At 69.4% G+C, this 12674-nt stretch carries 13 protein-coding genes; 6 read left to right on the top strand and 7 right to left on the bottom strand.

Annotated features, from left to right (window positions below):
* Positions 1-101: 101 nt before the first annotated feature.
* The 4 genes from PQB87_RS22565 to PQB87_RS22550 form a co-directional block, all read right to left on the bottom strand.
* Entirely contained in the window at positions 102-1442 is a 1341-nt protein-coding gene (locus PQB87_RS22565) for an aspartate aminotransferase family protein (RefSeq protein WP_021163648.1), read from the bottom strand.
* A gap of 70 nt (positions 1443-1512) precedes the next feature.
* Entirely contained in the window at positions 1513-3015 is a 1503-nt protein-coding gene (locus PQB87_RS22560) for an aldehyde dehydrogenase family protein (RefSeq protein WP_021163649.1), read from the bottom strand.
* Between the two features lie 191 nt (positions 3016-3206).
* Positions 3207-3404 carry a hypothetical protein gene (locus tag PQB87_RS22555; RefSeq protein WP_111943017.1) on the bottom strand — a complete coding sequence of 66 codons (198 nt, stop codon included), beginning with the start codon at positions 3402-3404 and terminating at the stop codon, positions 3207-3209.
* A gap of 74 nt (positions 3405-3478) precedes the next feature.
* A complete protein-coding gene (locus PQB87_RS22550; protein WP_489243864.1) occupies positions 3479-4219 on the bottom strand; it encodes a helix-turn-helix transcriptional regulator in 741 nt (246 codons plus the stop codon).
* A gap of 74 nt (positions 4220-4293) precedes the next feature.
* Here PQB87_RS22550 and PQB87_RS22545 point away from each other — a divergent pair, with 74 nt between their 5' ends.
* Complete coding sequence (locus tag PQB87_RS22545) at positions 4294-4500, top strand: hypothetical protein (RefSeq protein WP_489243862.1); 207 nt, start codon at positions 4294-4296, stop codon at positions 4498-4500.
* 28 nt (positions 4501-4528) lie between these two features.
* Here PQB87_RS22545 and ypfJ read toward each other — a convergent pair whose 3' ends face one another.
* The gene (gene ypfJ / locus PQB87_RS22540) at positions 4529-5410 is read right to left on the bottom strand and encodes a KPN_02809 family neutral zinc metallopeptidase (protein ID WP_059683973.1); all 882 of its coding nucleotides are present in this window, start codon (positions 5408-5410) and stop codon (positions 4529-4531) included.
* Positions 5411-5789: 379 nt separating this feature from the next.
* Here ypfJ and PQB87_RS22535 point away from each other — a divergent pair, with 379 nt between their 5' ends.
* From PQB87_RS22535 to PQB87_RS22515, 5 genes are all read left to right on the top strand, one after another.
* The gene (locus PQB87_RS22535; protein ID WP_060350044.1) at positions 5790-6581 is read left to right on the top strand and encodes an SDR family NAD(P)-dependent oxidoreductase; all 792 of its coding nucleotides are present in this window, start codon (positions 5790-5792) and stop codon (positions 6579-6581) included.
* Positions 6582-6771: 190 nt separating this feature from the next.
* On the top strand, positions 6772-7830 hold the full coding sequence (locus PQB87_RS22530; RefSeq protein WP_489243859.1) for a LysR family transcriptional regulator: 1059 nt from the start codon (positions 6772-6774) through the stop codon (positions 7828-7830).
* A 101-nt stretch (positions 7831-7931) separates the two neighbouring features.
* Entirely contained in the window at positions 7932-8618 is a 687-nt protein-coding gene (locus PQB87_RS22525) for a DUF4286 family protein (RefSeq protein WP_060066439.1), read from the top strand.
* 104 nt (positions 8619-8722) lie between these two features.
* Complete coding sequence (locus PQB87_RS22520) at positions 8723-10042, top strand: MFS transporter (RefSeq protein ID WP_027789470.1); 1320 nt, start codon at positions 8723-8725, stop codon at positions 10040-10042.
* A 49-nt stretch (positions 10043-10091) separates the two neighbouring features.
* A complete protein-coding gene (locus PQB87_RS22515) occupies positions 10092-10799 on the top strand; it encodes a DUF2848 domain-containing protein (protein WP_301863809.1) in 708 nt (235 codons plus the stop codon).
* Between the two features lie 33 nt (positions 10800-10832).
* Here PQB87_RS22515 and PQB87_RS22510 read toward each other — a convergent pair whose 3' ends face one another.
* Both PQB87_RS22510 and PQB87_RS22505 read right to left on the bottom strand, forming a co-directional pair.
* A complete protein-coding gene (locus PQB87_RS22510; protein ID WP_166741967.1) occupies positions 10833-10973 on the bottom strand; it encodes a hypothetical protein in 141 nt (46 codons plus the stop codon).
* A 225-nt stretch (positions 10974-11198) separates the two neighbouring features.
* Positions 11199-12590 carry an RtcB family protein gene (locus tag PQB87_RS22505; protein ID WP_436407308.1) on the bottom strand — a complete coding sequence of 464 codons (1392 nt, stop codon included), beginning with the start codon at positions 12588-12590 and terminating at the stop codon, positions 11199-11201.
* Positions 12591-12674 lie beyond the last annotated feature (84 nt).

Here is a 12674-nt window from a genome sequence, read left to right as displayed (position 1 = left end):
CGAAAAAATACGCAGGCAAAATAATCCGGTCATAGCGCAAATCGGCAAACCGGCGGCGGCCGCACTGCCCGCCGCCGGTGTGCCGTCACGCGATCACGCCGTCACGCGAACGGCACGGCCTCGAAGCCCGCCGCGAGCGCGTCGACGATCCGGTCGAGCTGCTCGCGCTGGATCACGAGCGGCGGCGACAGGATGATCTTCGTGCCGACCGGACGCACCAGCACGCCGTTCTCGCGCGCGACTTCCGCGACCGCGTTCGCGTAGCCGGACAGCGGGTCGATCGGCTCGCGCGTGTCCTTGTTCGCGACGAGGTCGAGCGCGAGCATCAGCCCCTTGCCGCGCACCTCGCCGACTGCCGCGAAGCGTTCCGCGAACGGCTGCAGCGCTTCGAGCAGATACGCGCCCTGCTTCGCCGCATTCGCCGGCAGGTCTTCCTTCACGACGATGTCGAGGCTCGCGATCGCGGCCGCGCATGCGACCGGGTGGCCCGCATACGTGTAGCCGTGCATGATCGCGCCGCCGAAATCGGCGTTCGCGGCGAACGCGTCCTCGATCCGCGCGTTCACGACCGTCGCGCCGAGCGGCACGTAGCCCGACGAGATCCCCTTCGCGAGACACATGATGTCCGGGCGCACGCCCCAGCCGCGGCTGCCGAACATGCTGCCGCTGCGGCCGAAGCCCGTCACGACCTCATCGGCGATCAGCAGGACGCCGTAACGGTCGCACACCTCGCGCACAAGCGGCCAGTAGTTGGCCGGCGGCACGATTACGCCGCCCGCGCCCTGGATCGGCTCCGCGATGAATGCCGCCACCGTGTCCGGGCTCTGGAACTGGATCTCGCGCTCGAGCATTTCCGCGCAGATCCGGCCGAGTTCTTCGGGGTCCTGCGTGAACGGGTTGCGGTACAGCCACGGCGTCTCGACGTGGAAGCAGCCCGGCAGGTTCGGCTCGTAGTTGCGGCGGAACACCGTGTTGCCGTTCACCGACGCGCCGCCGAAGTGCGTGCCGTGATAACCCTGCTTCAGCGAGATGAACTTCGTGCGGTCGGCCTGGCCGCGCACCTTCCAGTACTGGCGCGCGATCTTCAGCGCGGTCTCGATCGAATCGGAGCCGCCCGAGCTGTACAGCACGCGGCGCATCCCTTCCGGTTCGAGCAGGTCGATCACCTTCTTCGACAGCTCTTCCGCGCGCGGATGCGAGATCCCGTCGAACAGCTGGAAGTATTCGAGCTCGTCGAGCTGGCGCACGATCGCGTCCTTCACTTCCTGGCGGTTGTGGCCGACGTTCACGTTCCACAGGCCCGCGACGCCGTCGACGAGCTTGCGTCCCTCTTCGTCGAACACGTAGCAGCCGTCGCCGCGCACGATGCGGATCGGCTTGCGCTGCTTCATCTCGTTCGGGTGCAGCATCGGGTGCCAGAATTTTGCTTCGTTGTAGCTCATTGCAGTCTCCACTGTCGGATCGGTTGAACCTGGGTCGTCCGGGTTCAGGGTTCGAGGTTGATGCCGCGCGTCAGTGCGCGATGCAGACGGATTTGGTTTCGGTGAAGCCTTCGATCGCGTACTGGCCGAACTCCCGGCCGATGCCCGATTGCTTGTAGCCGCCGAACGGCATCGACGGATCGAGCGGGATATGGCAGTTCACCCACACGGTGCCGGCCTCGATCTGCGGCACGAGGTTCATCACGCGCTTCAGGTCGTTGCTCCAGATGCTCGCGGCGAGGCCGTACGGCGACGCGTTCGCGAGACGCACCGCGTCGGCCGCGTCGTCGAACGGCACGACGACGATCACCGGGCCGAACACTTCGTCGCGCACGATCGCGCTGTCGGGATGCGGATCGGCGATCACGGCCGGCTTCACGTAGTAGCCGGGCAGGTCGTCGGCCGGCGTGCCGCCCGCGAGGAACGTCAGGCCCGCGCGGCGCGCGCCCTCGATGTGCTGGACGACCTTGTCGCGATGGTGCGCGGAGACCAGCGGGTTGATCTGCGCGGTCGTGTCGAGTCCCGCGCCGAGCTTCATCGACTGCGCGACGCCTGCGAGGCCGTCGGCAAGCTGCGCGAACTTGCTGCGGTGCACATAGATGCGCGACGCGGCCGCGCACACCTGCCCCTGGTTGAAGAACGCGCCGGCGGCGACGCCGTCGAGCGCCTGTGCGACGTCGATGTCGTCGAGCATCACGATCGGGTTCTTGCCGCCGAGCTCGAGCGAGAAGCGCGTCATGTTCTGCACGGCCGCCGCGCCGACCAGCTTGCCGGTCGCGGTCGAGCCCGTGAACGAGATCTTCGCGATCGACGGGTGGCTCGCGAGCGCGGCGCCGCACACGCGGCCGCCGGTGACGACGTTGAACACGCCGGGCGGCACGCCGGCTTCGCGTGCGAGCTCGGCCAGGCGCAGCGCGGTGAGCGGCGTTTCCGGCGACGGCTTCAGCACGATCGTGCAGCCGGCCGCGAGCGCGGGGATCAGCTTCCACACCGCGATCATCAGCGGGAAATTCCACGGCACGATCGCGGCGACCACGCCGACCGGCTCCTTGCGCGTATAGGCCGTATAACGCGCGCCGGGCGGAAACGGGATCGACACGTCGAGCGTCTGGCCGGTGATCTTGGTCGCCCAGCCGGCCATGTAGCGCACGTATTCGACGCTCGCGCCGACCTCGATCGCGCGCGACACGTGAATCGACTTGCCCTGGTTCAGCGTTTCGAGCTGCGCGAGCGTTTCGGCGTCGGCCTCGATCAGGTCGGCGAGTTTCAGCAGGATGCGTTCGCGGTCGGCCGGGCGCAGGCCGCTCCACACGCGGGTGTCGAACGCGTGCTTCGCGCTGGCGACCGCGCGGTCGACGTCGCGTTCGTCGGCGTCCGCGACCGTCGCGAGCCGCTCGCCCGTCGCGGGGTCGTACACGTCGAGTCGCGCGGCCGCGTGGGCGGGCTGCATTTCGCCGTCGATGAAGAGGCCGAAATCGCGCGCAACGAAAGTGCGCACGGTGTCGCTGACGGCGACGAAGTTCGTGGTGCTCATGGGCGTCTCGAGGATTGTCGTGGCTGGACCGCGTGCGTGTGAGGCACGCGGGCGTCGGATCACTGTATCGACGAGGGTTCACGCCCGGTGAGCGCAAATTGGCAGCGCGTGGGGAGAAGGCGGCGGGGTCGAACCGCGCGGGAGGTCAGGCGGGGCGAGGCGAAAAGCCGGTACAGGAACGGACCGGACGGCTAGTTTCTGAAACCGTGCGCCATCGACGTCAGGAAATCGTATGCCTGGTAATCCAGCCAGTAAATGCCGAGTGCAAGCGGGATCAGGAAATACAGCGAGTCGTAAGTCCCGCTTCGCACGGTTCTGATGATGAAAATCGGTAGCGCAATGCTCAAGGCGATGACCACCAGCGAAGCGGCAATGATTGCGACGTCCATGTTCCCGGCCCTTTGATTGTTATCGAAACGACGAGCGCGAAGGTTTGAATTCCGGACCGCAATTATCCGATGAATTACAGGAACAGCGCCCCCACCAGTTCGGTGCGGTTCGACACGCCGAGCTTGCGGTACATGCGCATCAGGTGCGTCTTGACGGTCGGCTGGCCGAGCGCGAGATCGCGCGCGATCTCCTTGTTCGAGCGGCCGTCGCGCACGAGGCGCGCGATCTGCTCCTCGCGGTAGGTCAGCCGCTCCTCGCAGCCGATCCGGTGGATCCCGCGCCGCGCGCGCAGCAGCGGGCTCAGCGCGGCTTCGGCAACTGGCTGCAGCCGCGCGAGCGCATCGATCTCGCCGGGTGCGAACCGCCCGGCCGTGGCGTTACCGGCCGCGCTGCCGCGCGCGCCGCCGGCCCCGAAGCGCAACAGCGAGAACGCGCCGACCGTCCGGCCCGCGTCGCGCAGCCAGATCTCGACGACGTCGGCCACGTCGTGGCGCCGCAGGAAACGGGTCCAGTACGCGGACGCGTCGCGTCTTTCGTCAGGCAATTGCGACGCGAGCGTGACGACCGCGCGGTCGCCCGCCGCGCAACGCGACGGATGCAGCGGATCGAGCATCCGGTAGCGCGCGACATAGGTGCGATGCATCGATTCCGGCATCCCGAACAGCTCGAAATCGGCCGGCTCGCCGCTCTGGTCGAGCCGGTAGAACACGATCGCGGACGGGCTCGCGAACGCGTCGAACGCATCCACGCACGCGCGCAGCGCGCGTGGCCAGTCGTCGGAGGCCGGATCGGCGGGAACGGTCGGGAGCGGCATGGTGGAATCGGCTGGCGGCGCGAACGTCTCGAAAATCGAAGTTCGGGCCAGCCTATCGGCGCCGAAAAGCGCCGGTGAGCACAAATCGGCAAATCGTCGCGGTTTGGCGGCGGGGGCTGGTGTGGCTGGTGTGGCTGGTGTGGCTGGTGTGGCTGGTGTGGCTGGTGTGGCTGGTGTGGCTGGTGTGGCTGGTGTGGCTGGTGTGGCTGGTGTGGCTGATGCGACCGGTGCAGCCGATGCAATCCGTGCAACCCGTGCAACCCGTGCAACCGGGACGATAAAGGCGCGCGACGACGCGCGCGCCGCGTGTCAGCGCGCGTTCGACGCGAACGTGTCGCAGGCGCTCAGCTCGCCCGATTCCATCCCGCGCCGCAGCCAGTACACGCGCTGGTCGCTGGTGCCGTGCGTGAAGCTCTCCGGCACCACGTAACCCTGCCCTTGCTGCTGCAGCCGGTCGTCGCCGATCGCGGCGGCCGCCTTCAGCCCCTGCTCGAAATCGCCGGGTTCCATCAGCCGCTGGTTCGCGCGCTGCGCGTTGTTCGCCCATACGCCGGCAAAGCAGTCGGCCTGCAGCTCCATCCGTACCGACAGCGCGTTCGAGTGCGCCTGGCTCGCCCGCCGGCGCGCGGCGTCGACCTTGTCGGAAATGCCGAGCAGGTTCTGCACGTGATGGCCGACTTCGTGCGCGACCACGTAAGCCTGCGCGAAATCGCCGCCCGCGCCGAAACGCTGGCGCAGCTCGTCGTAGAAACCGAGATCGATATACACCTTGCGGTCGGCCGGGCAATAAAACGGCCCCATCGCCGTCTGGCCCGTGCCGCATGCGGTCGGGGTCGAGTTCGTGAACATCACGAGCGTCGGCGGCTGGTATTGCGCATGCAGCTGGGTATTGAACACGCCCGTCCACGTGCGCTCGATATTGCCGAGCACCTTGCGCGTGAACACCGCGCCCGGCTCGTTCGCCGGCACGCCCTGCCGCTGCGTGGGCGCGGGCTGCGCCTGCTGCTGACGGCCCTGCAGCACCGATGCGCCTTCGAGCACCACGCGCGGGTCGATCCCGAAGAAATACGACGCGGCGAACGCGATCACGATCGTGCCGATGCCGATCGTCGCGCCCCGCCCGCCGCCGAACCCGCCCGCGCCACGGCGATCCTCGACGTTCGTGCTTTCCCTTTCGTCGTCCAGCCTCATAACCGGCCCTCCCTGTTCCTGTCGATGGCCGGCGCGCGGGCGCGCAACCGGGCAATATGTTGTGTTGTCGCGGCACGATCGTTCGGCAGAGGCAACGCCTGCGTGCCGGGATCGCCAGCCCGCCGCTCCGCTCGCACGACGGAATCGGCCGGCCGATGCGCCGCGCGTCGATACGCGGCCCGCCCGCGCTATTCTGCCGGGCTTTCGTGACTTATCGCAAAAATGTGGAGGATAGTGCGATTCGGCGCCGGACATCGTCAGCCTTTGCAAAATGGCCCCGCCCGCTCCGGATGCGGCCCGCGTTCATCCTTTCGGCTGATACCGGCGCTCGCCGGCCCCGCCTAAAGTGACCGGAAACCACCCCTTTCCGGAGCACGACATGACACACCCGCCCCCCCGCACGATCGCGATCACAGGCGCCGGCACCGGCATCGGCGCCGCGTGCGCGCGCCGCTTCGCACGCGGCGGCGACCGCGTCGTGCTGATCGGGCGGCGTCAGGCGCCGCTCGACGCGCTGGCCGCCGAAACGGGCGGCCTCGCGCTTGCCGGCGATGCCGCGAGCGCCACCGACTGGGCCCGCTTCCTGCCGCACATCGCCGAACGCGTCGGCCGCGTCGACGCGCTCGTGGCCTGCGCGGGCGGCCACGGGCTCGGCCGCGCGGACGAAACCGACGACGCGCAGTGGCGCGACGCGATGCACGCGAACCTCGACACCGCGTTCGTGAGCGCGCGCGCGTGCCTGCCCGACCTGATCGCGCAGCGCGGCAGCATCGTGCTGGTCGCGTCGATCGCCGCGCTCGCAGCCGGGCCGGGCGTGTGCGGTTACACGGTCGGCAAACATGCGCTGCTCGGGCTCGCGCGGTCGCTCGCGCGCGACTACGGGCCGCACGGCGTGCGGGCGAACGCGGTGTGCCCCGGCTGGGTCCGCACGCCGATGGCCGATGCGGAGATGGAACCGCTGATGTCGGCGCACGGCGACACGCTCGACGGCGCGTATGCGCGCGTCAGCGCCGACGTGCCGCTGCGCCGCGCGGCCGCCCCCGACGAGATCGCGGCCGTGTGCGCGTTCCTCGCGTCGCCGGACGCGTCGTTCGTGACCGGTGCGACGCTCGTCGCGGACGGCGGCGCGATGGTCGTCGACGTGCCGACGCTCGCATTCGACACGCTCTGATGCGCGCGGGCGCCCCGCCCGCGACACCCTTCGTTGCACCGGGCGCGTCGTGCGGGCTTGCCGGCACGCCGCCGCCCATCCGCCCCCACGACGCGCACCGCGCCGCCCGCTCGTTTCCCGGCGCCGAAAATCCGCTACCATCGACCGGTCCCGCCGCCCCGCCCGGCACCGCCTCACGTTTCGGACTTCGATGAACATCCGGTTTCTTGAAACCTTCGTCTGGCTCGCGAAGCTGGAAAATTTCCGGCTCACGGCCGAAAAGCTGCACACGACGCAGGCCGCCGTGTCGAGCCGCATCGCGTCGCTCGAGGAAGCGTTCGACGTGCGCCTGTTCGACCGCAACACGCGCTCGGCCACGCTCACGCCCGCCGGGCGCCGCATGCTCGCGTACGCGGAGCGGATCGTGCGGCTCGACGGCGAAATGCGGCGCGACATCGACGCGGCGAGCGACGCGGGCCTGATCCGGATCGGCGTGATCGAATCGATCGTGCACAGCTGGTTTCCCGCGCTGATGGCGCAACTGCGCGAGCGCTATCCGCGCCTCGACGTCGAGATCACGAGCGACACGACGCTGCACCTGATCCGCCTGCTCAGCACCGACGGCGTCGACCTGATCCTGCAGACCGACCCGGTGCCGGGCCCCGACTTCACGAACCTGCCGCTGTGCGAATTCCCGGTGCGCTGGGCGGCCAGCCCGCGCCTCGGGCTCGGCGGCCAGCCGCTCGACGTCGCGCGCCTGGCCGAATTCCCGATCATCAGCTTCTCGCGCCACTCGGGGCCGCACGCGACGATCGAACGGCTGTTCGCGGCCGTCGAGCGGCCGGCCAGCATCAACTGCATCACGTCGGTCGCCGCGATGATCCGCCTCGTCGCCGACGGCTTCGGCGTGGCCGCGTTGCCGCCCGCGATCATCGGGCGCGAGCTGCACGAAGGTGCGCTGGAGCTGCTCGACGTCGAACCCGAATTCCCCGCGCTGCCGCTCGTCGCGACGTACCGCAGCCAGGGCCTGCCGGTGGCCGCGCGCATCGCGGAACTGGCCAGCGAAGTCGCGCGCGCGATGCCGGCCGCCGCAAGCCACGCCAAGCCGGCGACGGTGACACCGACACCGACCACGGCCGATCGCACGGACAACACACCCGCCCGCCCCGCGACAAAGGCAACAGCCCAAACACCGGCGAAAGCGAAACGCACGACGCCATCCGCACCACCCGCCACGTCCCCCGCGAAACGCCGCCCGCGCCGCTCATAAGAAAACCTGTTCACCGCGAATTTGTTTTCTTGTTGGACGGGCACGGCCCGTCTTCGGGACACTGCGGTTCCTGACACGCCCCCCGTCACGAGGAACCCGCAATGACCCGCTTTTCCCTTCCGCACGGCCAGCTTTGCGTCTGGACGGATATCGACCCCGCGCACGAAGCCGATTTCAACGCGTGGTACGACCGCGAGCACATGCAGGAACGTGTCGCGATTCCAGGCTTCACGCATGCACGGCGCTTTCGCGCGACCGATCGCGGCCCGCGCAAGTACCTCGCGCTGTACGTGACGGACGCACTCGACGTGTTCCACGGCGATGCGTACCGGCGCGCGTTCACGCAGCAGACCGCATGGTCGCTCGCGAACTTCGAGCGCATGACGGGCACGCAGCGGCGTGTCGGCGAACTGACGATCGAGGCCGGCGACGGCGAAGGCGCGCATCTCGCGCTGTTCGTACTGCCGCCGGATCGCATCGACGTGCCGCACCTGCGCGAACGCTTCGACGACGTGCTGCACGAACCGGGCATCCACGCCGCACGGCTTTTTCGCACCGCGCCCGACCTGTCCGCGCCGATCGGCGCCGATGCGGCCGCCCGCCCGGCCGCCGATGCGCTCGTGCTGATCGAAGGCAGCGATGCGGCCGCGACGCGCCGCGTGGCCGCCACGCTCGCCGGGCACGACGACGTGCGCACCTTCGCGCTGCTGTGGCGCGCCGCCGCGCCGCTGCATGCGGCACGCGGCGCCGTCGACACCGAGCCTGCCGCCGCCGCGCTGCCGGCCTGATCGCCCGCGCCGGTCGCCCACGCCGGTCGCCCACGCCGGTCGCCCCGCATGCGCGCGGCACGCCCGCGCATCGGCCCGGCGCTCCATCCCGTTCCCTTCACGACATGCCCGACACCATGAGCACTCTCGCCCAGCCCGCCGCCCACGCGCCCCGCCGCGTCCGCAACAGCCGACTCGCGACCGCGAGCATGATCGGCACGTCACTCGAGTGGTACGACTTCACGATCTACAACACGCTCGCCGCGCTCGTCTTCAACCACCTGTTCTTCCCTTCGGTCGATCCGCTCGCCGGCACGATCCTCGCGTTCTCGACCTATGCGGTCGGCTACGTGTCGCGCCCGCTCGGCGGTTTCGTGTTCGGCAATCTCGGCGACCGCATCGGCCGCCGCGCGGTGCTGATGCTCACGCTCGTGCTGATGGGCGTGACGACCGCGCTGATGGGGGCGCTGCCGACTTATGCGCAGGCCGGCATCCTGAGCCCGATCCTGCTCGTCGCGCTGCGCTTCGTGCAGGGCGTCGCGCTCGGCGGCGAATGGGCCGGCGCGGTGCTGCTGTCGGTCGAGCACGGCGACCAGAAGCGGCGCGGGTTGTCCGCATCGTGGACGCAGATCGGCCCGTCGTTCGGCACGCTGCTCGGCACCGGCTGCATCGCGCTCGTGACGCTGTCGACCACGTCCGGGGACTTCCTGTCGTGGGGCTGGCGCGTGCCGTTCGCGGCCAGCGCGCTGCTCGTCGTGTTCGGTTTCTGGCTGCGCCGCGGCGTCGACGAAACGCCGCAGTTCGAACAGCTCGCCGAATCGCACGCGACCGCCGAGGTGCCGGTCGCGGACGTGCTGAAGTACCACTGGAAGCGCCTGCTGATCGCGGGCGGTTCGCGAATCGGTTCGGACGTGCTGTATGCGCTGATCGTCGTGTTCACGCTGACCTACGTGACGACCGTGCTGCACCTGTCGCGCCCCGTCGCCCTGACGGCCGTGATGATCGGCACGGCCTGCAATGCGCTCGCGGTGCCGTTCTTTGGCGCGCTGTCGGATCGCTTCGGCCGCCGGCCCGTCTATCTCGCCGGCGCGCTCGCCGGGATCGTGTGGGCGTTCGTGTTCTTCGCGATGCTCGATTCGGCGCGCCCGGGCGCGATCGTCGCGGCCGTCGCGATCGGCCTCGTGATCCACGCGGTGATGTACGGCCCGCAGGGCGCGTTCGTGACCGAGCAGTTCCCGACCCGCGTGCGCTATGCGGGCTCGTCGCTCGCGTACACGCTCGCCGGCATCGTCGGCGGCGGCTTCGCGCCGCTCGTGATCGCCACGCTGTTCCGGCAGACCGGCACGACGACGGCCGTGTCGCTGTACGTCGCCGCCGCGCTCGTCGTCACGTCGATCGCGCTCCTCGTCGCGCGCGAAACCGCGCACCGGCCGCTCGCGGATTGAGCATCGCCGCGAGTCGCTCCCTTCCTTCGGACTTCAAACGGATACCCGCATGCCAACCCTGTCGTTCAACGTGATTTCCCGGCACCCCGCACCGGCCACCGTCGACGTCGACGTCGAGATCGAGCGCGTCGTGATCGCCGGCTGGGCCGGCCGCGATCCGGCGGCGATCCGCGCGCATATCGACGAACTCGCGGCGCTCGGCGTTGCGCCGCCGTCGACCACGCCCTGCTTCTATCGCGTGTCGGCCGCGCTGCTCACGCAGGCACCGTCGATCGGCGTGCTCGGCGCGCGCTCGGGTGGCGAGATCGAATGCGTGCTGGTCGACAGCCCGGCCGGCACGCTCGTGACCGTCGGCTCCGACCATACGGATCGCGAGGTCGAGGCCTACGGCGTCGCGGTGTCGAAGCAGGTGTGCGCGAAGCCGCTCGGTCGCGACGCGTGGCTTTATGCGGATGTCGCCGATCACTGGGATGCAATCGAGATGCGTGCGTGGCTGATCCCGCGCGATGGCGAGCGCGCGGCCTACCAGCACGGCGCGGTCAGCGGCCTGCTCGCGCCCGACGAGCTGTGGCATCGCTTCGACTATCGCCGCACGATGCCCGCGCGCTGCGCGATGTATGGCGGCACGGTCGCCGTGCATGGCGCAATCGCGGCGATGGGCGACGGCGATGCGTTCGAAATGGAACTGCACGATCCGGTGCTCGGGCGCAGCCTTCGGCACCGCTATGCGGTGGAGGTGCTGCCGGTCGTCGCGTGACGGGCCAGCGCTCCGTCGCCGCGCCCGCCCCGGCTAGTACGGCTGAAAGCAGTGATAGTCCGGGAAGTTGACCTGCGAGTTGTCGCAATACAGCACACCCACCAGGTTGGTGCACCCGCTCAACGCGAACATGATTGCCCCCGCAACCGACACTTTCCATCCGAAATGCAGCATTGCGCCCCCGGTTTCGCTTTATCGACGTTGCCGCCATGATGCTCACCGGACGCGCCCGGGTATGTGGAGAATTGTTGTCCCGAGGGTTCGTCGGTTAACCGGGACACTTTCCCGTGCTCATGCCCATGCCCGGGCAAAACCGCGGCCCGGGAAAGCGGACGACGTATCGCCGGCCCCGGCGCAAGCCGCGGCGGCGGCCGGCGTGCGCGCCGCCCCCGCCGCCCGTCATGCCTTGAACGTGACCCACGGCTTCAACCGGACCGCGCTGCGAATGAGGCCGGCCTGCTCCTGCGCGTCGATCACGGGCCCGATCGGCTTGTAGGCTTCCGGCGCTTCCTCGATGCGGCGCTCGTCGCGCAGCGTCACACAGCGCCACGTGCCCGGCGCCTGCTCCGCGCGCATCCGCCGCACCGCCTGCCGGCGCACGCTGCGGCCGGCGCCGTGGCTGCACGACCACAGCCAGTCGGGATGGCCGAGCCCGGTCGCAAGAAACGACGCATCGCCCATCGATCCGGGAATCAGCGCGAGATCGCCGTCGCGGGCGGGGGTCGCCCCCTTGCGATGGATGTTCATCCCGTTTTCGCGCAGCACGACGTTGTGCGGCACGTCGACCACGAGTGCCGAGCGGGTCTCGCCGATGAGCTCCGCCAGTTCCTTGCGAACCATCTCGGCAAGCACGACACGGTTGAGCCACGCATAACGCGCGGCGGTGCCCATCGCGACGAGATAGTCGCGCGCCAGCTCGCCTGAAAGGCCGTACAGGCCGCTTTCCGGATGCCTGACGCCCGCCGGCCATGCCGCGCGCGCCCGGTCCATCCAGCGTCGCCCGACGTAGAAGCCGACATCGCGCGAACCGCTGTGGATCATCACGACGACGTCGTCCTTCGCGAGTCCCGCCCGGTAGGCCGCATGCCGGTCGAGCACGGCGTCGACCACCTGCAGTTCGACGAAATGATTCCCCGAGCCCGGGGTGCCGAGGCAAGGGTCGCGGAATACCTCGCGCGACCCGACGTGCGCGTCGGGCGCGTATTTCGCGCTGCCGTCGAACCGGTCGAGGCCGATGCACGACGACAGTTCGTCGATGAGCCGGTCGCGGTCGACGTGCGCCCAGAGCCCCTGCGACGCGACACGATCGACGAATGCCGCCGGGCCCGCGTCGAACAGCGCGCGGAAGGCATCGCTGCCGACCGGCACGTCGCGCCGGTCCGCGAGAATCGCGCGCGTCAGCCGCTCGACGAGCGCCGTCTCGAACGGCGCGAGCGCCGAGCGCTTGAGGCCCGTGGTGACGAGACGCATCCCGCAGTTGATATCGGTGCCGATCGCGGCGGGAATCACGAACGCGTCGTCGGTCGCGACGATCGAGCCGACGGGCGCGACCCCGCCCGGATGAAAGTCCGGCGTCGCGCAGGCCTTGCATACGCGCTGATGGCCATCCGGCGAACGGACGGCCGCGAACGCGAGCAACTGCTGGACGGCCTTCTCCTCGAGCGGGAGCGAAGCGGGCAACAGGACGGACGCCTGCGCCAGTTCATTGCGCAGGTGATAGATGCCGGCGTGATGGTCGACACGGATGCCTTGCCGTTGCAAGGCCTTTTTTAAACGAGGAAAGGTAGACATCGCTGCTGAAAATGAAAAAGGTACGACGCGGCCTCCGGCATTCCGGCGGTCGTGGGTACCTTCCTGCAGCAGCGTCGAGGAAGG

The organism is Burkholderia sp. KL41, assembly GCF_057005415.2.
Note: the sequence above shows the minus strand (reverse complement) of the source record. Positions and strands in the feature narration are given on the sequence as shown.

Bases quoted from the DNA above. Each gene is read 5' to 3' on its own strand.
- PQB87_RS22565 (WP_021163648.1), bottom strand. From the start codon at position 1,442: ATGAGCTACAACGAAGCAAAATTCTGGCACCCGATGCTGCACCCGAAC.
- PQB87_RS22560 (WP_021163649.1), bottom strand. From the start codon at position 3,015: ATGAGCACCACGAACTTCGTCGCCGTCAGCGACACCGTGCGCACTTTC.
- PQB87_RS22555 (WP_111943017.1), bottom strand. From the start codon at position 3,404: ATGGACGTCGCAATCATTGCCGCTTCGCTGGTGGTCATCGCCTTGAGC.
- PQB87_RS22550 (WP_489243864.1), bottom strand. From the start codon at position 4,219: ATGCCGCTCCCGACCGTTCCCGCCGATCCGGCCTCCGACGACTGGCCA.
- ypfJ (WP_059683973.1), bottom strand. From the start codon at position 5,410: ATGAGGCTGGACGACGAAAGGGAAAGCACGAACGTCGAGGATCGCCGT.
- PQB87_RS22535 (WP_060350044.1), top strand. From the start codon at position 5,790: ATGACACACCCGCCCCCCCGCACGATCGCGATCACAGGCGCCGGCACC.
- PQB87_RS22530 (WP_489243859.1), top strand. From the start codon at position 6,772: ATGAACATCCGGTTTCTTGAAACCTTCGTCTGGCTCGCGAAGCTGGAA.
- PQB87_RS22525 (WP_060066439.1), top strand. From the start codon at position 7,932: ATGACCCGCTTTTCCCTTCCGCACGGCCAGCTTTGCGTCTGGACGGAT.
- PQB87_RS22520 (WP_027789470.1), top strand. From the start codon at position 8,723: ATGCCCGACACCATGAGCACTCTCGCCCAGCCCGCCGCCCACGCGCCC.
- PQB87_RS22515 (WP_301863809.1), top strand. From the start codon at position 10,092: ATGCCAACCCTGTCGTTCAACGTGATTTCCCGGCACCCCGCACCGGCC.
- PQB87_RS22510 (WP_166741967.1), bottom strand. From the start codon at position 10,973: ATGCTGCATTTCGGATGGAAAGTGTCGGTTGCGGGGGCAATCATGTTC.
- PQB87_RS22505 (WP_436407308.1), bottom strand. From the start codon at position 12,590: ATGTCTACCTTTCCTCGTTTAAAAAAGGCCTTGCAACGGCAAGGCATC.